Annotated in this window: 13 protein-coding genes and 1 pseudogene; 9 read left to right on the plus strand and 5 right to left on the minus strand. The window is 59.7% G+C overall.

Features of this window, described 5'->3' with window-relative positions; genetic code table 11:
- Window positions 1-720: 720 nt before the first annotated feature.
- Window positions 721-1,389, minus strand: coding sequence for a hypothetical protein (locus P6U24_RS12585; protein WP_407159433.1), 669 nt, complete (start codon window positions 1,387-1,389; stop codon window positions 721-723).
- A 592-nt stretch (window positions 1,390-1,981) separates the two neighbouring features.
- Between P6U24_RS12585 and P6U24_RS12590 the strand changes: the two are divergent.
- Together P6U24_RS12590 and P6U24_RS12595 are read left to right on the plus strand one after the other, a co-directional pair.
- Window positions 1,982-2,892 (plus strand): annotated as a pseudogene (locus P6U24_RS12590) (ArdC family protein).
- A complete protein-coding gene (locus P6U24_RS12595) occupies window positions 2,879-3,217 on the plus strand; it encodes a hypothetical protein (protein ID WP_407159434.1) in 339 nt (112 codons plus the stop codon). Before P6U24_RS12590 ends, P6U24_RS12595 begins: the two are co-directional and overlap by 14 nt.
- Before the next feature lie 1,354 nt (window positions 3,218-4,571).
- Here P6U24_RS12595 and P6U24_RS12600 read toward each other — a convergent pair.
- Both P6U24_RS12600 and P6U24_RS12605 read right to left on the minus strand, forming a co-directional pair.
- The gene (locus P6U24_RS12600) at window positions 4,572-5,561 is read right to left on the minus strand and encodes an LssY C-terminal domain-containing protein (protein WP_407159435.1); all 990 of its coding nucleotides are present in this window, start codon (window positions 5,559-5,561) and stop codon (window positions 4,572-4,574) included.
- Between the two features lie 16 nt (window positions 5,562-5,577).
- Entirely contained in the window at window positions 5,578-5,787 is a 210-nt protein-coding gene (locus P6U24_RS12605) for a hypothetical protein (RefSeq protein ID WP_407159436.1), read from the minus strand.
- Between the two features lie 622 nt (window positions 5,788-6,409).
- On the opposite strand from P6U24_RS12605, the gene P6U24_RS12610 reads away from it, so the two are divergent.
- From P6U24_RS12610 to P6U24_RS12635, 6 genes are all read left to right on the plus strand, one after another.
- Window positions 6,410-8,602, plus strand: a complete 2,193-nt coding sequence (locus P6U24_RS12610) for an adenylate/guanylate cyclase domain-containing protein (protein WP_407159437.1) — start codon at window positions 6,410-6,412, stop codon at window positions 8,600-8,602.
- Between the two features lie 116 nt (window positions 8,603-8,718).
- Window positions 8,719-9,165, plus strand: a complete 447-nt coding sequence (locus P6U24_RS12615) for a hypothetical protein (protein ID WP_407160437.1) — start codon at window positions 8,719-8,721, stop codon at window positions 9,163-9,165.
- Complete coding sequence (locus P6U24_RS12620; RefSeq protein WP_407159438.1) at window positions 9,158-10,390, plus strand: HlyD family secretion protein; 1,233 nt, start codon at window positions 9,158-9,160, stop codon at window positions 10,388-10,390. Before P6U24_RS12615 ends, P6U24_RS12620 begins: the two co-directional genes overlap by 8 nt.
- A gap of 4 nt (window positions 10,391-10,394) precedes the next feature.
- On the plus strand, window positions 10,395-10,667 hold the full coding sequence (locus P6U24_RS12625; protein ID WP_407159439.1) for a hypothetical protein: 273 nt from the start codon (window positions 10,395-10,397) through the stop codon (window positions 10,665-10,667).
- A 59-nt stretch (window positions 10,668-10,726) separates the two neighbouring features.
- On the plus strand, window positions 10,727-11,806 hold the full coding sequence (locus P6U24_RS12630; protein WP_407159440.1) for a calcium:proton antiporter: 1,080 nt from the start codon (window positions 10,727-10,729) through the stop codon (window positions 11,804-11,806).
- Window positions 11,807-12,626: 820 nt separating this feature from the next.
- On the plus strand, window positions 12,627-13,376 hold the full coding sequence (locus tag P6U24_RS12635) for a carbonic anhydrase family protein (protein ID WP_407159441.1): 750 nt from the start codon (window positions 12,627-12,629) through the stop codon (window positions 13,374-13,376).
- Between the two features lie 235 nt (window positions 13,377-13,611).
- Here P6U24_RS12635 and P6U24_RS12640 read toward each other — a convergent pair whose 3' ends face one another.
- Window positions 13,612-14,796, minus strand: a complete 1,185-nt coding sequence (locus P6U24_RS12640) for an acyltransferase family protein (RefSeq protein WP_407159442.1) — start codon at window positions 14,794-14,796, stop codon at window positions 13,612-13,614.
- A gap of 472 nt (window positions 14,797-15,268) precedes the next feature.
- Here P6U24_RS12640 and P6U24_RS12645 point away from each other — a divergent pair, with 472 nt between their 5' ends.
- Entirely contained in the window at window positions 15,269-15,502 is a 234-nt protein-coding gene (locus P6U24_RS12645; RefSeq protein WP_407159443.1) for a hypothetical protein, read from the plus strand.
- Window positions 15,503-15,890: 388 nt separating this feature from the next.
- Here the strand turns inward: P6U24_RS12645 and P6U24_RS12650 are convergent, their stop codons facing one another.
- The gene (locus tag P6U24_RS12650; RefSeq protein WP_407159444.1) at window positions 15,891-20,711 is read right to left on the minus strand and encodes an NAD-glutamate dehydrogenase; all 4,821 of its coding nucleotides are present in this window, start codon (window positions 20,709-20,711) and stop codon (window positions 15,891-15,893) included.
- Window positions 20,712-21,309: the final 598 nt, after the last annotated feature.

The following is a 21,309-nucleotide window of genomic DNA, read 5'->3' on the forward strand; positions in this document are numbered from 1 at the left end:
TAGCACGGCGTAAAGCTGGCGCTTACTGAATTCCTTGGGCTGCCTTCCGACTTTTCCCTGGGACACTTCTTTAGCATCGGACGGGCACAGGCGGCCAACAACGCCGGCCTTCGCTTCGGGACCAGCATTATCTTGGGCTTTGCTGTTGGCGGCTTGCGACCACGCTTCAAGCTCAAACGAGTTAGCCTACCGCAGACCGTGTTGCAGCTACACACCCCAGACGGCGAGCGATCTGTGCGGCGCTCTGTGACATGCCGATCCGCCGCCCGATGGAAGGGCAATACAGCCGGCCGGCGCGCATCGTTGCGATCAACACCGCCGCCGGTTGGTAGCGGGATGTCACCGAGGAAATCATCCGCGAATTGCGCAACCTGCAGCCACGACGACTTGCCACCCTCGCCGCAGGCCTTCCTCGATTGAAGCATCAAACGCTGCCGAGTTGCTCCAATCCTTCTTCGATCGCTCGCAGATCATCATAGAGGTGCTTTGGCGCATGGGGCGAATGGATGCTGGCTGCGGAGTGCAGGTTTTTCAGCAACTGCCGCCGGAGTTCTCGCATATTCTCAAGCGCTCGCCGGTTGTTCAAACGTACGTAAGCGGAAACGAGTGTTTCAACGGTAGACGGCATTGGCTCACCAGAGAAAGGATTGATACGGCCTAAGCCGACTGCCGAGTTTTCCCGAAACAGTTTGTTCCAGCGACGTCATATGTTATTCGCACTCAGAGAGTCGAGTTCTGCATAATGACCCCACTAAGGTTCCGCTCATCGTGAAACCGGTTTAGATTTCCGGTCGCGTTCTGGAGCAACTCCAGACTGAGGCGCTGTGTCATGTTCCTTTCAGCCCACTTGATCCTGAGATCGAACGGACCCTTGGAGTATCCGAGCGGTCCGGCGATTTGATCGACCGTGACGTTCGGGCGGGTGTCATAATAATTTAGCATGTAGGCTTCCATGCTATCGCCAGTAAAGCGGGATCGGCCGTCCCCATTGCCAAGCCCGAGGTGCCAGCCAGCGCTGATGATGCCCTTTTCGAAGTTGATCATTTTTTGCCGAAAATCGCCATCGAAGCCATAGAAACGAGTGACCTGGAGCGTGCAGCGATGGGCATAGCCTTCGCTTCTCATGAAGTTGTTTTCGCCGCTATAGCAGACGTCGTGTTTCGATTCCGCGTAATGAGAAACGTCCATATTGGTGATGACGCGCTGAAAGGCGCCATCAAGGTCGGCTTCCAACGTTGCCCTATCTCGTTTGATGCCGGGATTTTCAGGGTTTGCCTCGGCGTCATCCGCAGTATCGTGCCGTGAATTCCGCCATTCAAAAAGACGTAAAAGAATATCACCGCCAGAAGTGGGAGGGCAACGATAGCGGCGCCGAGAACAATCATCCACTTTGCGGGCTTTCCCATGGCTTCAATTGATGACGTTGTTACACATTTCGCGGCCTGCGCATCGATCACCAAGATCGTGGGGTGTGTTGGACAAGCCGCAAGTGCGGCATGAATGCGTACACGCCGTTGTCATCAGCCATTTGCTATCCCTTGTGTTGCTGAATCCCGACTCGACGAAGGACGTGGAGCTCAGAGCAACCTGGGACAGCCTGGCGAGCTTGTTCCAATGCCGTCGGCCGGCGCTACGACGTCTTGCCGCGATCGAGCAGCCGCTGAACCTCCATCAGGTCCTCAACTTGCTGGACAAGATCTCAAAAGCGCGGCCCAAGGGAGGGCGCTTCTCTCCGCGAGCATTCAGTCAAAGAGCTCACAATCTAAAGAGGGGCCTGCGGCTCCCGGGCCGTCAAGGCCGAGGCAAGCGGCGGCGGGCTGTATCCCGGGTCTTCCTGCGCTGCGCTCCGTGCAGACCCGCTCGTTCCTCGTTCGGGCGGGCGATTCCCCTCAACCCGCCGCCGGCCTGTGACGGCCGACCCCCGCTCATCGGCGCTCGCCTAGTCCCGGTCGCATGCGCAACCGGCAAACCAGAGGCAAAGATGAGAGCGGACATCTATCAGAGGATCACGGATCAGGTTGTTGCAGCACTGGAGCAGGGCGTCAGGCCGTGGCAGCGGCCTTGGTCGGACGGAGGGCGCGACGGATCACGCGACCTTTGCGAGCGAACGGCACGCCCTATCAGGGCATCAACGTTCTGACGTTATGGGCAGCAGCGTTGGAGAAGGGCTACGCCGCGCCAATCTGGATGACGTTCAGGCAGGCAGTGGAACTGAACGCCCATGTCCGCAAAGGTGAGCAGGGTAGTCTTGTCGTCTATGCCGACAAGATCATCCGGACCGAGACGGACGCCAGGACCGGCGAGGACCAGGAGCGCGCCATTCCCTTCATGAAGGGCTACGTTGTTTTCAACGTCGCGCAGATCGACGGGTTGCCCACGCACTATTACAGCCAGCCGCAAACACCCCAGAACGACGTCGAGCGCATCGCCCATGCCGAACGCTTCCTGGATGCGACCGGCGCACAGGTCGTGCACGGCGGTAACACGGCCTGTTATCTCGTCACAACCGACACCATCCACATGCCCTGCATCGAGTTCTTCCGCGATGCCGAGAGCTATTATGCAACCCGAGCTCATGAAACGGTGCACTGGACACGACATGAGAGCCGTCTGAACCGGGAGTTTGGCCGCAAGCGGTTTGGCGACGCGGGCTACGCCATGGAGGAGCTCGTCGTCGAGCTTGGCGCAGCCTTCCTCTCTGCCGATCTCGCGCTGACGCCTGAGGTCCGCGAGGATTATGCCGCCTATCTCGCATCCTGGATCAAGGTGCTGAAGGCCGACAGCCGCGCGATCTTTGCCGCCGCCTCCCGTGCCCAGCGCGCCGCCGACTTTCTGCACGGGCTTCAGCCGAATTCCTGCAACGCGGTGGAGGCGGCCGATGTCGCTGCCTAGCAAGCAGACAGCCACTGGCTGGCACCCCGACCCGGAGTTCTGGTCGGCCCATCGCGCCGAACATTGTTTTGTCGAAGGCTACGAATTGATTGCCTTCGACCTGCCGGCCGCCAACGGATTCCCGGCCGAGATCGGCTGGGAGTTGTTCGGAGCCGAATACGCGACGCTCATCGCCACCGGCTTGGCCGTGACCTTCGATGCCGCCAAAGCCGCCGCTGAAGCCGCCTTGGCCGAGCACGCTAGCCGGTCGCTCAGCGACAGCGGACCCGTTGTCTGCACGCCACGCGAGGCCGACGAGCCAGCCGGTAGGGGGGCCCTTGAATGATGGGCGAGCTGTTCCGCAAGGAGCAGCCCTTTTGCTCATTCCGTTCGCCGAAAGCTCAAGCAATGCCATTTCTCCCGTAGGGCCGTGTCCAGCGATCCCTCCGGGTTGAAGCGTCGGAGCACCTGATCCAGGTCGAGCACCTGGCACTGGCAATCCGCGTCTTGCTGACGGTTCACGGGCGAGAGCTCTTCTGGAGTCTGTCAACCGGTCGCACAGAGCTCCAGGGAGTCAAGCAGCTGGCGCGGTATCCGTGAAATGTGCGCTCATGCCGCTGCGTCCGCAATGATAACAATTTGGCGTTGGCGCGCTTTGTTCGGCCATTGCACGGACGGGAAATGCCAACCGGCTTGCAAAGAAACTGGGCCGGGATTGCTCTCCTGGTGCCGCAACGGCCGCGCATTTCTGCCGGTCAACTTGCAAGACTTCAGCGCAAACTAGACAAACCAAACGATGCCGCCTCGCATGTCGATTACTGTCCATTCTGAGCCCGGCGCGCCCAACGTTTCGCCTTAAGAACGTTCGCGATCAGGCCCTGAAGCGGATGCTATGATACTGAGAGCCGAGCTGATAGGCCAAACAAGAAAGCAAGGTCTTTTTTCAAACCCTATGCACCTCCGGTGCTGACGCTTCGCGGGCCGCATGCGGCTATCTCGTTGGGGTGAAGCCAGCAATTCCGCTGAAGGCGTGTTTACACAGGAGATCCTGAGTGAAGACAGCAGTCTTGCCGAACGATCGACAAATCGAGGCATGTCAACAGCTTGCCAGCGTTTAGGCGCGTATACGAACGAAATTTCTCGTTTCGCCCTCGCGACAGGGTGAGTTTGCTTCGGTTTAGCTGCTCCAAGGCTCTCGGCTCTTGCGATCTGACGTCAAATTGCAGACCGCTTTCGAGAGCCGCAGATTCGAGGTAGCTGAGTCGCGAATCCTGCTGCGCGATGAGAGGCTGTTACAGGCTCGGCGATTAGCGCTCCAATCTCTTTGCCGACTACCAGTGAATTCCCGCTCATCGTCCCACTAACGGAGCGGGCTTCTGGCGGCAGATATGCCGACCAGTCGATCCAACGCGCGGAGGACTTGATCGAGGCGAGAGCAGAGGTGGGTGGCGCTTTGGCAGTCGCCTGGCCTAGAGGCGGTCAAAGCCATTGCCGGTGGTGCCTGCGGGACCGGCGAGGGGACTTGGCCACGCTCCGCCGGGAAGCGCCCGCGCGAGAGCCTCCGCTCGCGGGCGGCATGCATGCGTTCCGCGACTCCAGCCGATCGTATACCCGAGCGCCTTCGGCTCAGTTTCCCATTGGCCGATGAGTTCACAAGCTTTGCGCTTCAAACGGCGCAAGCGCCTGTTACATCGAGCTTCTTATCTCCGGAGACGCTCCCAATTCAGAAAATCGATCTGGTCCAAGACGCGGCGTGGCGCGCCAAGAATGACGACGAGCCGCAGGCCGTCGGTCAGATAGGGATCCCCTCCAAGGTTCACGCGCTGGTTCTGCGCCGTCGATGCGCCGACGCCCTGCACATAGCCGAAGCGCGATACGGATCCGGACATGATCAGGTCCTGCAGCAAATAGAAGCGGTCCTGGTCGACGTCGGGGCTAATCCGGTGGGTCGTGAGGTACCAGACATCGGTCGTCAGCTTGATGCCGATGTCGCGGCTGATCTGGCCGATCCAAACCTGCATGCCATCGAGCCGGTAGGGTGTGAGCCAGAGGCGCAGATGATTGCGTAGGCTGATGTTGTTGCGGGCCTTCTGAAGCGCGACCTCTTGCGGGCGTCCGAAGACATGCAAAGGGCTCACGGGCGCGTTGAGATATTCGTTGCGGAACATAAATGCCCCAACAGTTCGGAAGATGCTGTGAAGATCGAACGGCTCGTCCAGCTTCCATCCGCGGCCGATGAAGGAAAACAAGCCGTCGAGCCCGCGGGCGACAATCACAATATTCAGAGGATCGCCATTCCGATCGCCTCTTTTGTTGGTCGTGCAGCACGGCAGCTGCGCCAGCTTCTGGCGTAGCGTCGGAAGGTCAACCTCTTCGATCGCGCTCTGCGGATAAATATTTCCGAAATCAACCTTCTGGATGGCGTACGAGATGCCGGCGATGGGCAGAGCGAACCGGAACAGCAGCTCTTCAGCGCCCGTTTCGAACCCGACGGTGAACAACTTGGCGCCGCCTTCGCGATGCGTGAAGACGACGCCGGTGACCGTCTGCTTTTCGCCGACGACCTCCGACATGCGCGCGCGTTCGATTGCCGCAGCGATGGATGCATTTTTGCTTCCGCGCCACCAGGCGCTCAGCAGCCTTTCCACTTCGGCCTCGGAAAAGAAGTTCGGATCCGTGACGATCGGCAAAAATATCAGCGGAGCATCACCGCCATTTTTCCACGTTCAACCAGATAACCTGAATGCCGTGGTCCGCCAGCGATGCGCCAAAATAGCGCTCACTTTCATCATCGGTCAGCACCGTGGCACGGACGGTGACGGCGCCCCGCTCGCGGACTTCGGCGCGGGAGAGAAAGGACGCCTCGCCGCTGGGATCGGGATCGGAGGTCCCGGCGCGATTGATTGCGACGAACAATGCAAGCACAGTTGCCGCGAGCCAAAGCCACCTCCATCGCACAAGCGCTTCCAATCGTTGTGCCGTTTTGGGCATGGCTAGCCTATGGCCGGACAGACGCCGAATGAGTCTATCGAAGCTTCGCAAGCTTGGCGAGCGCCACCGCTTCAGCATCGGTCCCGCACCCATTGCAGCACGTCGGCACTCATACCGTGGGCCCGAGCGCCGGCTATGCTGCGCTGCGGCTTGCCGATCTCGTTGGCAAGCAGCAGTCGTTCCTGGATAAATGTGCCGATAAGCTATTCAAGTGAAGGCGTCCGTCACGGAAGACGGAACTGGGGGAGGCCGAGCGGGAATATCGACCAGATCCCGGAGGCAGAGCTCGAAAGGTATTCCGCGGGGGACTCCGAGGTTGGCGAATGTGCCGCTCCGGCTCTGGCGACGCATCGCCTCGAACGCCTCATCGGCCAGCAGCGAGTGGCACTAGCCCAGCGCTCCAAGACAGCCGTTCACGCTGCCGGCAAGAAGCACTTTCAGGCGGAATAATCCTCGCTCTTTTTGCTAATAGATCCTCACGTTTTCGGCTATTGTGGGGCAATCCTGCTCGTCATCACTCAAGGGTTGCATCACGATGCGAGCGCCGATGTGGGCGCGCCTGAACGCGTTCAGAAGCTTGCTGTCGGAGCGGGGACGGAGTCTTTGGCTTGCGGTGAAACGGCCAAAGCTCAGCGCGATCATGGCTGGCTTATTTGTATGTCTCAGCATTCCCGTCCTGATTTTTATCCTGCTTTATAACTACTATCGAAATTCCCAGATCATTATTGCGACGCTGCACGAGGAGGTGGCCAGAACGAGCCGGGCCAGCATCGAGAACGTCGAGGCGATGATCGGTGGCGTCGGGACGACGCTCCGATTGCTCGCGGTCGTGACGGCGGCCGACTCCGCATTCTTCCGAACCGAGGGGAGTCGCGACATCCTATTCCGAGTTTTGACAACCGCCGAAGAGATCGACGCCGCCTTTGTCAGCTTCGAAGATGGATATCACCGGGTTGTGACACGGATCGACGACGACCGCAGGCGCTCCGACCCAAGGATCCCGCGAACCGCGAATTGGCATTCGAGCTTCATCGACGACTTTTCACTGGGCGAAAACCGTCGGCGCCACCGGACGTTCTTTGATACATGGGGACATTTGGTCGGTGAATACGCGGTTCCGACGACGACTGACTATCGCCGTACGTCGGGGTATCCGGAGGCGAAGCAATCAAGAAACCTCGCCGTCGTCGATCCGCAGATCAATGCAGATACGGGCTACCCCATTATCAATCTCAGATACCCGATCCTGCAAAGTTCGAATTTCATCGGCTGCGCTGGCGCCAGTATCACCATTAACGTCTTATCGGAGTTCCTGGCGACCCACCGCGCGAGTGCGAACAGCGAGACCATCATAGTCAATCCGTCAGATAACAAAGTGATCGCCGCGTCTGATCGGCGAAAGAGCGTTCGCGCGGTCGATGGCCGGCTGGAGGTCGCAAAGCTCGACAACATTGAAGACGAGAATACCCGGGAGGCCCACCGTCTGCGCCGGCAAGGCGGCGAGGACAAATTCCTGTTCCGATCACCTCGTGATGGTCAGGAGTGGAGTGCGTCATTCACCCGCTTTCCGATCAGCTTTGGGCATCAATGGGAGGCCATCGTGCTCACGCCGGCCGATGATTTCACCGGAGAGCTCAAGCGGACGAACCGGCAGATCGGGATCATCATCGTTGCGCTCTCGATCGCCGAACTTGTCTTGATCTACTTTGTCACCCGACGGCTTTCGCGGCCTATCGAAGGCGTCTCGCGGGAGCTGAAGTCGGTCGAAGGGCTGGCGTTCGACCAGCGCGTTATGGCCCCGTCCCGGGTCCGGGAAATCGATCAGCTTCAGTCTGCCGCCGCGCTGCTGCGCAATTCTCTGCAGTCGTTCTGCTCGTTTGCACCGGTCGATGTGGTCCGTGGCCTCATCGCGTCTGGAATTCCGCTGCATCTTGGGGTGGAACGACGCGAGATGACGATCCTGTTCGCCGATCTCGAAAATTTCTCGACCCACGCCGAGCAGTCGGCGCCGGATGCGCTGCTCGAGCAGATGTCGGTCTATTTCGAGCAGGTTACGCGTGCCATTTCGGAGGAGCAGGGGACCGTCGACAAGTTCATCGGCGACGGCATCATGGCGTTCTGGGGCGCGCCGGTGGTGCTCGCGGATCACGTGTTGCGCGGCTGCGCCGGCGCCTTGCGCGCGGTGCGGCGAATGCAGGCGGTCAACGACGAGTGGAGCGGGCAGGGCAAGCCGACGTTGCGGATCCGGATTGGGTTGAATTGCGCGGAAGTCTTGGTCGGCAATATCGGATCGTCGGGACGCTTCAGCTATACGGCCATAGGCGACGGGGTCAATGTGGCAGCGCGGCTGGAAGGCACGAACAAGACGTTCGGCACCTCGATCTGCATCAGCGACAGCGTGTTCAATGCCGCCTCATCGGGGATCGTGGCAAGGCCGCTGCGCCACGTTCAGGTCAAGGGACGAAAACAGCAATTCATGATCTACGAGCTGATTGGATCGACCGGCATCGCCGATCCCGAACTCGAAGCCCGTCCCGCTGACCGGACACTGGCTGAAATGACCTGGGCAGCATCCGCGCTCTTCGAAGCCGGAGACCTGGACGGCGCTGTCCGCAGCTACCAGGAAATTCTTCGCCAATTTCCAAATGATGGTGTCGCAAGCTCGATGATTGCGGCTTGCCGCGCAGGGCAGCGCGAGCCCAAAGCAAAGGCGGTCATGGCGTCAGCGAATGGGCCATAGCCGGAAGATGATGCATCACAGGCCGGTTGTCACAGGGCTGGATTGCAAAACGCGCTTGCAGGTTGCAAGCGCTCCGCGCAACAATGGAGTGCGCGGATCTGGGTAGGGAGGACATCGTGAGCGAACAAATTCATCCGGCAGCGCCTCATCATCTGCCGTTCTTCGTCAGCGGGCCGAATGAGGTAGACGGCCTGACTATCTTCACGGGCCTGCTGCTTGTGGCGGCGGTCTTTTCGGTCGGCATCCTCTATTGGAAGCTGCACAGTCTGCCCGAACGTATGGCGCACAGATCACACAAGCTGCAGTTCGAGATCGTCGGCGTCCTCTGCCTGATATCGCTCTTCACCCATCTGCACATCTTCTGGATCGCGGCGCTGCTGTTGGCCTTGATCGATCTGCCGGATTTCGGCACGCCGCTGCGCAGCATTGCCGGCTCAGTCGAGAGGATCGCTGGCGCCGCACAGGGGAGCGATGTGACGATAGCGCCATCACCTCCACGGGCCGAACGCGTCGCGCCGAAAGTCTCTGGCGGGAAGCAAGAGGAGGTGAAGCGCCATGCTTGAGCTCATCCTCTGTTCGCTTGTAACAATCCTGCCCGATTATCTTTACCGCCGCTATCGGCAGGGCAAGCGGTTCGGCAAGGAAATCACCTTCTTCTCGGTGTGGTACGAATTGCGCTGGGGCATCACCGGTTGTCTGATGCTCACCATCGCCTTGATCACCATGATCTTCTACTACCATCCCTCGACGACGAACGCGGCGCTGTACTTCCGGACGGTGCCGATCCTGCCGGAGAGTTCGGGCCGGGTCGCCCAAGTCAATGTCGGACTCAGTCAGGATGTGAAGGAGGGCGACGTCCTGTTCAGGCTCGACAGTTCGAGGCAGGAGGCCGCGCTCGAAGCTGCCAAACGCAAGGTCGCCGAGGTTGACGCCGCGCTGCACGCCGCTCAGGCCGACATGCTCAAGGCCGAGGCTCAGATCAACGATGCCAGGGCTTCCTACCAGCAGGCCAAGGACGAACTTGATACGAAGACGGAATTACAGCGCCGCAATCCGGGCATCGTGCCGCAGCGCGACATCGAGAAGCTGCAGGTTCTCGTCAATGGCAGGCAGGCCGGCATCGATGCGGCGATGGCCACCAAGGAATCGGTGACCGCCCAGATGTCCACCATTCTGCCGGCTCAGAAGGCAAGCGCCGAGGCTGCGCTGGCACAGGCCCAGGTCGACCTCGACAAGACCTATATCCGCGCCGGCGTCGACGGCCGGGTCGAGCAGTTCGCGCTCCGCGTTGGCGATGTCGTCAATCAGGCGATGCGGCCCGCCGGAATCCTGATCCCGGCGGGGGCCGGCCAGCAATCTCTGCAAGCAGGGTTCGGTCAAATCGAGGCGCAGGTCATCAAGCCTGGCATGGTGGCGGAAGCGACCTGCATCTCAAAACCCTGGGTGATCATTCCTATGGTTGTCGTCTCTGTGCAGGACTTCATCGCCGCAGGTCAGTTCCGGTCCGGCGAGCAGTTGATCGATCCGCAGAGCTTGCGCCAGCCGGGCTCGATCGTCGCCTTCCTGGAACCTCTCTACAAAGGCGGTCTCGAACAGGTCACGCCGGGTTCACGGTGCATCGTCAACGCCTATACCAGCAACCATGACGTGATCAACGCCAAGGAGACGAGCGCCGGCAAGGCGTTTGCTCTGCACGTGGTCGATGCGACGGCGGTCGTGCATGCGCTGCTGCTGCGCGTCCAAGCGCTGGTGCTGCCGGTCCAGACGCTGGTGCTGAGCGGGCATTAGCCGCATGAAGCGCACGAACGACCTGCTGATCGCGATTGCTCTGTCTGCAATCGGGATCCTGATCGGAGCAGCTAGCGCGTCGGCGGCTTGCCATTGCGCCTGCTATACGGCGGCGGGCGGACGCTGCACCGTGAGCGTGCCGAACTACCTGTGCGGCAAGGCGGGAGACTCGGTCTGCACCAAACCGCTGGAGCGCTGCCATTATGACTGCCGCGAGCAGCAGGTCGAGCGGCCCACCAGCTGCAGTCCCAGGCGGCGGTGTAGCGTGCGCGAATAGAAAAGGCGCCGTCGGAATGAGCATCATTATGGAATCACACTCATGATCAAGGGCTGAAAATGAAAGCATTAGGCAGCCCGTGGTGGGCATGGACGTGGCCGCCATTGGCTTGGCTCATTTTGCTGTTGGCTTTCGTTTTTGAGAATGCCGGGCCGGTCATTGCACTCGCCGGCATTACGCTATTAGGCACCGTGTTCACGGCCGTATACCACGCAGAGGTGATTGCACACCGCTTGGGCGAGCCATTCGGTACGTTGGTGCTGGCGTTGGCTGTGACCATTATCGAGACCGCGCTGATTGTCTCCGTAATGATCGCAGCTCCAGCCGATAAAGCTGGTCTGGCACGGGACACGGTATTCGCGGCAGTTATGCTTGTATGCAACGGAATTGTCGGATTTTGCTTGCTCCTTGGTGGCACACGCCATCGAGAGCAAGGCTTCCAGCTGCAGGGCGCAAGCGCAGCGTTAGCCGTGCTCACTGCGCTCACCTTCCTTGCGCTGATCCTTCCGAACTACGCGGCAGCGGAACTCGGATCGGCATATAGCACACCGCAGCTCGTGTTCGCCGGGGTGGTCTCGTTGGTGCTCTATGGCGCGTTTCTTTTCGTCCAGACGGTCCGACATCGAGATTTCTTTCTTCCGGTCAAGATCGAGGATGAGGAGAAACATGAGTCTCCGCCGTCTGGTGTCGCCGCTGTTTCTAGCGCGTGCCTCCTCTTTGTGTGTCTGCTTGGTATCGTTGGTCTTGCCAAAGTCTTGACGCCAACCGTTGAATTCGCTGTCGCCCAGCTTGTTATGCCGAAGGCGGTGGTGGGCGTAATTATCGCCGCTCTAGTGTTGTTGCCTGAGGCTTTGGCGGCTTCACGGGCAGCCCGTCTGAACAGGTTGCAAACCAGCTTGAATTTGGCTTTGGGATCCGCACTGGCCACGATCGGGCTGACGATTCCGGCCGTCGCAGCCGTTTCCATTGTACTCGGGCAGCGTTTGCAGCTTGGCCTCGACACGAAAGATCAGGGATTGTTGGCCGTCACGCTAATTCTCAGCGTGATTACGCTAGGCACCGGGCGAACCACCGTGCTGCAAGGTATCGTGCATTTGGTGATGTTTGCCGCGTTCATGTTTTTCGTTGTCAATCCCTGAAGCCTCGGCTGCATCCGGCGGCGCGATTCGGTACGCCGACAGCATAGCTCCGCTGCGCGCGATTAAGGTGATAGCTCTCGCATATGTGATTTGACCGTCGAATTGCTGCAGCCTGGAGTAGTAGAGTTCTTGCATCGATATCAAATCGACCGTAGTCCGAATTGGAGTGGCGCGATGCGTTCTATTTTGGCTTTAGGACTGTTGATCATCTTAAGCGTTTCGGCCAATGCCGCGACGTACCATCATCACTCCGGCATGCACCATCACCATAGCCACAGCGGCTATTACCATGGCAGCGGGCACCATGCGCATGGCGGCCAGCCCAGGTGACCAGCGCATCAGGAGCTGATGCCGATCGTAACGATGCGCGCCAGCAATCGTTGCGGTCTCCACTCTGCCTGTGCGTGAGCTGAAACATGGCGGTATCAAAGCCCCGGGCCGTAACAGCCTTCGGAGAAGGCCTCGAACGCCCAGCGCCTCTGCCTTTAGCTGGCTGAGGGCGATTGCGGGGTGAGGCGTCAAATACGATAAGGCAGTCGACTCCTTGATCCAGAACGGCTTAGGCGCTGTTGGCCTTCTGTGACCTTCAGGCCGCGCAGTGCATGCATCTACGCACGACAAACGCCATCGAAAGCTTGTTCGCGGCGGTGCGTCCTCCTATCGTGTGCTCCAAACGATGCGTCTCGCGCCGAGCGTCGCCTGCAGTGCGTTGAACGCGTCGCACAAGTTGTTTGTTTGATGAAATCTTACCAGGAACGCCGATCATAGAATCGTTTACGCTTTAGATCGTTTGAGACAAATATATGGAGAGGAGGTCGCCGTGTACCAGAAGTCAGGACATCACAAGGATTGCAATTGTTTGGATCGGCGCAGTCTTCTCAAGCTGGCAGGCGGAGCGACCGCAGTCGGAATCAGTGGCGGCAGCCTTCTTTTCGCGGCCGCGGCACGCTCAGACGCTCTTACGAAAGAGCTGCGGGACAAGTTGACCCCGGATCAGATCATTCAGGCCATGAAGAACGGAAACGAACGATTTCGGAAGGGCGAAAGGAAGGAGCGAAACTATCTTCGTGAACAGGAGGCAAGCGCCGCCGGACAATATCCTGCAGCTGCCCTGCTTACTTGCATCGACTCGCGCGCTCCGGCAGAGGTCATCATGGACCTCGGCATCGGGGACATCTTCAACGCTCGGGTCGCCGGAAATGTCGAGAATGCTGACATTCTAGGCAGCCTCGAGTTCGCCTGCAAACTCGCCGGCGCGAAGGTCGTACTGGTCATGGGGCACACCGCCTGCGGCGCAATCAAAGGGGCTATCGACAATGCCGAGCTGGGCAATCTCACCGGATTACTGGCCAAGATCAAACCTGCAGTGGAGGCGACAGATTACAAGGGGGAGCGCTCGGCCAAGAATTACGATTTTGTGGATGCAGTCGCGCGCAAGAATGTCGAACTGACCGTCGCGAACATCCGGAAAGACAGCCCGGTTCTTGCCGAGCTGGAATCCAATGGCGCAATCAAGGTCACCGGCGCAATGTACAATCTCAAAACCGGTGCAGTGGAGTTTTTCACTTGAGCGTCAGGACAGCAGTGATCACGCCGGGCCGCGGAAGATCGCCACCATAGCCTCACGGAATGCTTGCAACGCTTGCTACGAACTTTCCTCGGATGCAACCCTCGAAACGAGGACAGCTATGACGGCCGGCCCGCGCAAGAGGAGCGGGCCAAGCTATGGACGACCGCGGAGGATGTCTCGCGTCTCCCTCCGCAGACTGGCATACCTGTATCGAAGCCAGCAATCCGGATCCATCCTAGAGAATCCGCGTTGCGCCCGGGATTCTTCGCAACGCCTCCGTCACAGCCCAGCTAATGACAACCGTGAGCACGAAAGCGATCAGCGCCTTCGCGATGGCGGGTATGTCAAAGTCGAACAGCCAATATTGCAGCCACAGTACAATCGGATAGTGCACAAGAAACATGCCGTAGGCATCCGGCTGCATGGGATCGAGGATGCTCCGCCCTGATTGCTTGAACCTCAGAAAGTAGGTCAGGATCACGAACATGATCGCGACGCTGAAGGCGGCAAAGCAGAGACCATACGCCCCCTCGTACCAGGCTGGCAGCCGCACAGGATTCCCCAATATTCCGCGCTTGATGTAGATCAGCCCCCACATCAGGCAATACGGAATGAACGCGGCAATCACCCAATCCGAGCTGCGCTTCGCCAGCTTGCCGTCGGCGCTCAACAGCCCGCGATTGAGGTTGGCCAATCCGATGCCTGCGCCGAAAAGGAAGTAGGTTGCGTAGAGCAGGAAACGGCCGTGCTGCACCGAGAACGGCCCGAACGCGAACCAGCTGCCTCCGCCCCAGTAGATTCGCCGGGGGACGTAGACCACGATCGTGACAGCGAGCATGACCAGGAAGAAGTCCGCTGGACGCTCGCGGGCCCGCAGCGAGAGGCGATTGATCGCATCCAGCAGCCGGGGTGAGAGCCAGTACAAAAAGCTGGCGATCAGGTCGAAGGTGAACAACACCCACAGAAACCAGATCGGTCCGCTCGGCCAAGGCCCGACGGTAATGGTCTTCCACCAATACGTCGCAAAGCTCACATCCGGATTCTGGCGCAGCGAGATGGCGTAGTAGGCGAGCGGAATGATCGTGAACGCGCAGATCACAAACGGCACGCCAAGCCTGAGCAGGCGATCGCCCAAATAGTTCACGGGTCCTTTGCGCGCCAGACCAGGCCACACGAATAGCCCCGACAGAAAAAAGAACATCGCCATGAAGAAGCTGTCGGTGGCAAGAACGATCATGTCGAAGCCGATGAACGACTTGGGATCGGTATGACCGAAATGGGTATAAGGGATGACGGCATGGTGCAGCAGCACCACGAGCGTCAGGAAGGTGCGGATGCGATCGAGCGAGGCGTCGCGCGCTTTGGCCTGAGGCGCTGTCTGCACGTCGGCGGGCATAGCCGCTTGGAAAGTCATTGTCATGAGGACCCTCCAATTGGGTGATCGTCGCAGAGATGTTGCCACCAACAGATCGAGCGGCAATCAGGTAATTAGATGAGTGACCGACAAAATCCCTCTTCCGGAGGGGCGTGTTTAACCGTGTGATCTTTCAGCATTTGCCCAAGCCGCGTCTGGACAGAGCGATATTGGCGCGCGGGATACGCCGCAACCCCACGTCCGCGCACGGCTCCAAGCGAGCGCCAGCAATCAGAACACTGGCCGATCAATTCCGGTGATCGAGCCATGCTCTTGAGCTAGTATAGCGCAATCGAGCTCATTGTCACCCATGGTTGCATGCCATGAGAGCGTCGTTGCGGTCACGGCTGAGCGTATTCGGGAGCTTGCTGGCGCAGCGAGTGCCCTCGTTGGTTAGAGGGATTTGCCATGATCCTTAGACGCCACAGCCGAGATTGATCGCAGGCAGCGTTGGCGCTTTATAAGGGAGGCTCGCATCATGCGCTGGATATACTTTGTCATCATCGTCCTGTTCGCCGTCGCAATCGTAACATTCGCTGTGCAGAACATCGAGGTCGTCACGATGTCGTTTCTCGGCCTTAAGGTCCGCGCACCGCTCGCGCTTCAGATCACCGTTGTCTACCTGCTTGGCGCGGCAACGGGTGGCAGCCTGTTTGCGTTGCTCCGACGATCCTATGAAGGTTCGCGGCTAAGTGCGCTGGGTCGGCCTTAGAGTCGCGCGCTCTGTCTGAAGTTATTTGAACAAAAACTAATTTTCGGGGCTCACGGAGGAGCGCATTCTGATTTGAGAGAACGGCTCCTGACTCACATCACGCGAGCCGCTTGCTCACGCGTCAACGTTAAAATGGCGTGGTTGAAAATGGTCGCTAAACCGATATGATCGATCTTGCGCTCCAGGCCGGTGGCGCCCACCGGGCTCTTACGTGGGGCGTATTCGATCGCCTTTCTTGAGGAGCGTTAGCTCCACATCTCAGCGATCTCAGTTACATCGACGAAGGACGCCGAACGGTAAGCGACTTCTTGAATACGAACGCCGACGCCGTTGGTAAGCGCTCCACCTGGGAATATTTGCTGGAGCGAGCATCTATCCCTCCCTACACTCAGCTCTTCACCAGATCACCCAGCGAGTTTGCCGCTACCGTTAGCTTGGCGAGCGTTAGGCCACCGGCAGCGATCTCGTCAACCGAACGGCGAGTGCGCGTTGCTTCAGGATGGGCCGCAAGCCAATGCTCGGCGGCCTCTTCGCCAGACTGGCCGTTCGCCAGCATGTCCGCGACCAGTCTTCTTTCGGCCGCTGCGATCTGGTCAATGGCCCGATCGATCGCGAGACGTTCGAAATAGTCGTTCGCCGGCACGCTGCGTGCGGCGGCGACAATGCGGTCCAGACGGAAATCGGCCTTGGCGGTGAAGAAGGTCGTCGCGGTATCGCCGATCGCGCGCTTGGTGCGCTCGGCGACTTTCACGATGTCGGGGCCGAAAACGAGGACGTCGAGGTCAGCGAGTTCGCCGGCAAGCTCCGCGGGGACGGCGCCGTCGACCAGGTCCTGCCGGCGCCTGTTCCGCTGGGCCCGCATCTCCTCCGGCAAATCATCGTCGAGCGCGGCCGCGATCTCACGGATTCCGGAGCCATAGCGCGATATCACCGCATTCAAACCCGCGCTGAAATCGACATTGCGCACGTACCAGACGATGCGGGAGTGCAAAAGATCCTGAATCGAAGCGTAGAGGCCAAGCTGCAGCTGACCGTCGATCTTGTTGTCAAGCGCATCAATCGCGTCGTTCAGGCGTTCGAGGCCGTAGGATTCATTCACCGCCTCGAAGGCCATGGCGATGGTGGACAGGTCGGCACCGGTTTCGTCGATCAGGCGTACGACGAAAGCCGGGCCGCCGCGATTGATGATCGCATTGGCGAGATTGGTGGATATGATCTCGCGCCGAAGGCGATGGTGCTCTACCGCATCCTCGAATTTGTCCCGAACTTGGTGCGGGAAATACTGATACAATTTGCGGGCGAGATAAGGATCGTCCGGCACACTAGTGACGAGTAGATCATCATAGAGCGTCAGCTTGGCGTAAGCGAGCAGCACGGCCAGTTCCGGTCGCGTGAAGGGCTGCCCGCGCAGGCTCCGCTCAGCGATCGCCGCATCGTCGGGAAGATGCTCGACGCTACGATCGAGCAGGCCGCGCCGCTCGAGCGATTGCATCAGGCGCGCAAGGAAGCCATTGCCTGCTGTCCCGCGTCGTTCGGCGAGCGACAACACCAGTGTTTGCAAGTAGTTGTTGCGTAGCACCAGCGTGCCGACCTCCTCGGTCATCGCGACAAGCAGGTTGTTACGATCATTCGGGCTAAGTCGCCCGTCGCGTTCCGGACGTGCAAGCGCAATCTTGAGATTGACCTCGACGTCGGAAGTGTTGACCCCGGCCGAGTTGTCGATCGCGTCGGTGTTGAGCTTGATTCCGTTCTGCGCCGCCTCGATGCGGCCGCGCTGGGTGGCCCCGAGATTGGCGCCTTCGCCGATCACACGGGCGCGCACGTCCGCGCCCGTGATACGAACTGGATCATTGGCACGGTCGCCGCACTGATCGTTGCTTTCCCCGGAAGCGCGGATATAGGTGCCGATGCCGCCAAACCAGAGGAGATCGACGCGCGCTTTCAGGATTGCCCTCATGACCTCAAAGGGTGTGGCTTGTGGCTTGTCGAGATCGAGCAAGATCCGCACTTCCGGCGCAAGCGGGATCGCCTTGAGCGAGCGCGAGAACACGCCTCCGCCCTGCGAGATCAACGATCTGTCGTAATCTTGCCAGCTCGACCGCGCCAGGTTGAACATGCGCTGGCGCTCGGCATGGCTGATCGCCGGGTCGGGTGAGGGATCAATGAAGATGTCGCGGTGATCGAAAGCTGCGACGAGCTTGGTAGCCGGTGAGAGCAGCATTCCATTGCCGAAAACATCTCCCGACATATCGCCAACGCCGGCAACGGTGAAAGGCACAGTCTGGATATCGGTGCCGAGCTCGCGGAAATGGCGTTTGACGGCTTCCCACGCACCGCGGGCGGTGATGCCCATTTTCTTGTGGTCGTAACCTTGGCTGCCGCCAGAGGCGAACGCATCGCCGAGCCAATGCCCTTTCTCAATGGAGATCGCGTTGGCGGTGTCAGAGAAGGTGGCGGTACCCTTGTCGGCGGCGACGACGAGATAGGGGTCATCGCCATCGTGGCGCACGGTGTCATCGGGCGGCACGATCATGTCGCCATCGAGATTATCGGTGAGTTCGAGCAGCGAGCGAACGAAGATCCGATAAGCCTCGGTGCCTTCCGCCATCCAGGCATCGCGATCGAACGGCGACGGCAAGCGCTTGGGTACGAAGCCGCCTTTCGCGCCGACCGGCACGATGACGGCGTTCTTGACCTGTTGTGCCTTGACCAGACCCAGGATCTCGGTACGGAAATCCTGTGGTCGGTCGGACCAACGCAGGCCGCCGCGCGCCACCTTGCCAAAGCGCAGATGAATGCCCTCCACGCGCGGTGAATAGACAAAGATCTCGTAAAGCGGCCGGGGTGCGGGCAAATCCTCAATCTTGCCCGCTTCGAATTTGAACGAGATCACTGGACGCGGATGCCCGTCGTCGCCGATCTGCCACAGATTCGTGCGGATGGCGGCCTGCACCAGGTTCGTGAAACGGCGCAGAATGCGGTCTTCGTCGAGTGCGGCGACGGATGTGAGCTGCTCCTCGATCTCGGCGAGAATGGTCGTCTCGAGTGCCGACCGCTCGGCAGTGGTGGCGGCGTGGCGCGGGTCGAAGCGAGCCCGAAACAGGGCGACGATGTTGACGGTAATCGCGCTATTCTTGCGCAACGTCTCCCACATATAGTCCTGGCTGAACGGCGCGCGGATCTGGTGCAAATAGCGGGATAAGGCCCTGATGGTCGAAATTTCACGCCAGCTCAGGTTTGTCCGCAGAATGAGGGCGTTGTAGCCGTCGGATTCGGCGCGATCGCCCACCACCGCCATGATCGAGGTTTCAAGGCGTCGGTTGAACTCCGTTCCGATGATGACCGGCTGGCCGTCATTGGCATCGAGCGTCATGTCATGCAGCCATACCGGTGCGGGCGCCGGAGTGGCGCTGGGCACGATCTTGTAGGTGCGCTCGTTGACCACGCGCAGGCCGTGATGTTCGATCACCGGCACCCGATAAGACAGCGACAACGGCGCGCCGCGCGAAAAGACCTTCATCGCGAAGCGCGCTGCATTGTCTTCGCCCTCGGTGCGGTAGACCGAAATCGCGACCGGATGAGTCGGAGTGAGTTTTTCGATAATGGCGATATCGGCAATCGCCTCCCTCGTATCGAAGAGTTCAGTGTAGCCGCCGGTAAAGGCACGGGCATAGCGGTTGGCGAGCATGCGGGCGCGCATGCCGTCAGTGGAGGCGGCGAGCGCCGCCTTCAGCCTGTCGGCCCAGGTCGCGGCGATGGCCGTGATCCCGGCTTCCAGCGTGCCGCGATCGATCAGTGGTGTCTCGCCTTCATAGCGTCCTATGATGTAGTGGATGCGGGCGAGTGAGCCTTCGGGGAAGGAGGCGTAGGAGGCCGACAGGGTGCCCTGATAGACTTGGGCCAGAAAAGCCGCGACCCTTGTACCCACATCGCTATCGTATTTCTCGCGCGGAATGAAGACGAGGATCGAGACGAAGCGGTTGAATTTGTCGGCTCGTGCCAGCGCCCGCACGCGAGGACGCTCGTAAAGCATGAGGACTTCCATGACGAAATTATAGAGCGTCTCGGGATCGACCTGGAACAACTCGTCGCGCGGATATTCTTCGAGAATGTGCTGGAGCGCCTTGCCCGAATGGCTTTCCGGGTCGAAGCCGGCGCGATCCAAGACCAACGCCACCTTGTGGCGCATATAGGGGATCTGCCGCGCCGAACGGGTGTAGGCGCCCGAGGTGAAGAGGCCGACAAGTCGTAGTTCGCCCTCGAGCCGCCCGTCCGGGGTGTAGAGCTTGATGCCGATATAGTCCATGCGGACGCGTCGGTGAACGCGGCTGCTCACATTGGCCTTGACCACGATCAGAAGGGTCGGTTCACGCATGAACTCGCGGATTTCCTGTGTCATCACCACCATTTCGGTGCCACGGCGGAGGACCTTGACATTGGGATCGCGCAGGATACCGAGGCCTTCACCGGTGCTGACTTCGTCCGACGCATCGCTGTCGGACGAGAAGCGGTATTCGCGCAGTCCGAGGAACGTAAAATTATCGGCGCACAGCCATTGTAGAAATTGGTTGGCTTCGGCGACCTCGTCTATCGGCAGCGGCGGCGGGTTTGACTGGAAACTCTTGATCGCCTCCTCGATGCGGGCGCGCATGGGCCGCCAGTCGGCAACGCTAGCCCGCACGTCGTCGAACGTCTTGGTGAGGCCCTCAATCAACTTCTGACGGTCGGCAGCGGCGTCGAGGCGGGCGACGTGGAAGTGGATCAGGCTTTCACGTGCGCCCTTGGTACCGTTGGTCAACGTTTCGCCGTGGAAACGAAGGAGCCGGCCTTGCTCATCGCGCTCCACCGCAATGATCGGGTGTGCAACGAGTGTGACTTCGATGCCCTGCTCGGCGAGCTCCGCCATGGTCGAATCGATCAGGAACGGCATATTGTCGTTAAGAACCTCGAGCACGGAAATCTCGCGCCCGTCCGGCATGATCGGATTGGTGACGCGGATATCGGCCCTGCCGGTCGTGCGTTGCTGCACGTGCTCCCAGGCCTGTCCGGCGAGGAAGGCCAGGGAGGCACTATCGTAGTTGGCGAGGTCCTCCAGATTGGTATGGCCGAACAGAAGTTCGGCAAAGGCCCGGGGCGTTTTGCCCGGCTGGACGCTTGCCGCTGCCTCCCGGACCAGGCTGGCCCGGGCCTTGTCGTCGCGCCACGCCATAACGTCCTCCGTTTGCCGCGCCGTCTGACCGCAGAGATTGGTCTCTGCCGCGTATTGCAGTGCAACTGTAGGAGTATCCTTAGCTTAACCGCAATTCACGGCGTCCGCAAAGCTTCTCAAAGCCGGCGCCGATAAAGCCACTCGTTTGTGCCATGGCCCGCTGAATTGGCTGCTCGGTCCAATTTGAGCGAGAGTACTATCGCGACTTCGGAAAAGGCCGCTGGATCCCGTCAATCAACAATTTGGCGACAGTCAGACGCGCCCTGGAGGCTGCGGGCGTTCAATTCATCGACGGCGACCAGCCCGGAGTCCGATTGGCGCGCTGATAGGTTGCTCCGGTCGTGACCACTTCGTCTTAATGTCCGCTGAATTCCTGCTCCAAAAATACTCCCTTTCAAAGTAGCGCGCTCGCGTCTTCGACCTCACTGCAAGATCACTCTCGTGTCAAAAGCGAACCGTTCTCGTTGGGAAGTCCAGACGAAATCACAATAACTAAACGACCGTGAACAAAGCGGAAGGAATGTGGTGGTCGAACCAGAAAAATCAGTATCTTAGAAGATGCACATCGCGTGCGAGACGCAGTCAAGCATCGCTAAGT

Source organism: Bradyrhizobium sp. STM 3557, from assembly GCF_045571465.1.
In the GTDB taxonomy this organism is placed as follows: Bacteria; Pseudomonadota; Alphaproteobacteria; order Rhizobiales; family Xanthobacteraceae; genus Bradyrhizobium.

Excerpts from the sequence above, each read along its gene's own strand:
- P6U24_RS12650 (WP_407159444.1), bottom strand. The coding sequence starts at position 20,711 with ATGGCGTGGCGCGACGACAAGGCCCGGGCCAGCCTGGTCCGGGAGGCA.
- P6U24_RS12645 (WP_407159443.1), top strand. The coding sequence starts at position 15,269 with ATGCGCTGGATATACTTTGTCATCATCGTCCTGTTCGCCGTCGCAATC.
- P6U24_RS12620 (WP_407159438.1), top strand. The coding sequence starts at position 9,158 with ATGCTTGAGCTCATCCTCTGTTCGCTTGTAACAATCCTGCCCGATTAT.
- P6U24_RS12595 (WP_407159434.1), top strand. The coding sequence starts at position 2,879 with ATGTCGCTGCCTAGCAAGCAGACAGCCACTGGCTGGCACCCCGACCCG.
- P6U24_RS12630 (WP_407159440.1), top strand. The coding sequence starts at position 10,727 with ATGAAAGCATTAGGCAGCCCGTGGTGGGCATGGACGTGGCCGCCATTG.
- P6U24_RS12610 (WP_407159437.1), top strand. The coding sequence starts at position 6,410 with ATGTGGGCGCGCCTGAACGCGTTCAGAAGCTTGCTGTCGGAGCGGGGA.
- P6U24_RS12640 (WP_407159442.1), bottom strand. The coding sequence starts at position 14,796 with ATGACAATGACTTTCCAAGCGGCTATGCCCGCCGACGTGCAGACAGCG.
- P6U24_RS12625 (WP_407159439.1), top strand. The coding sequence starts at position 10,395 with ATGAAGCGCACGAACGACCTGCTGATCGCGATTGCTCTGTCTGCAATC.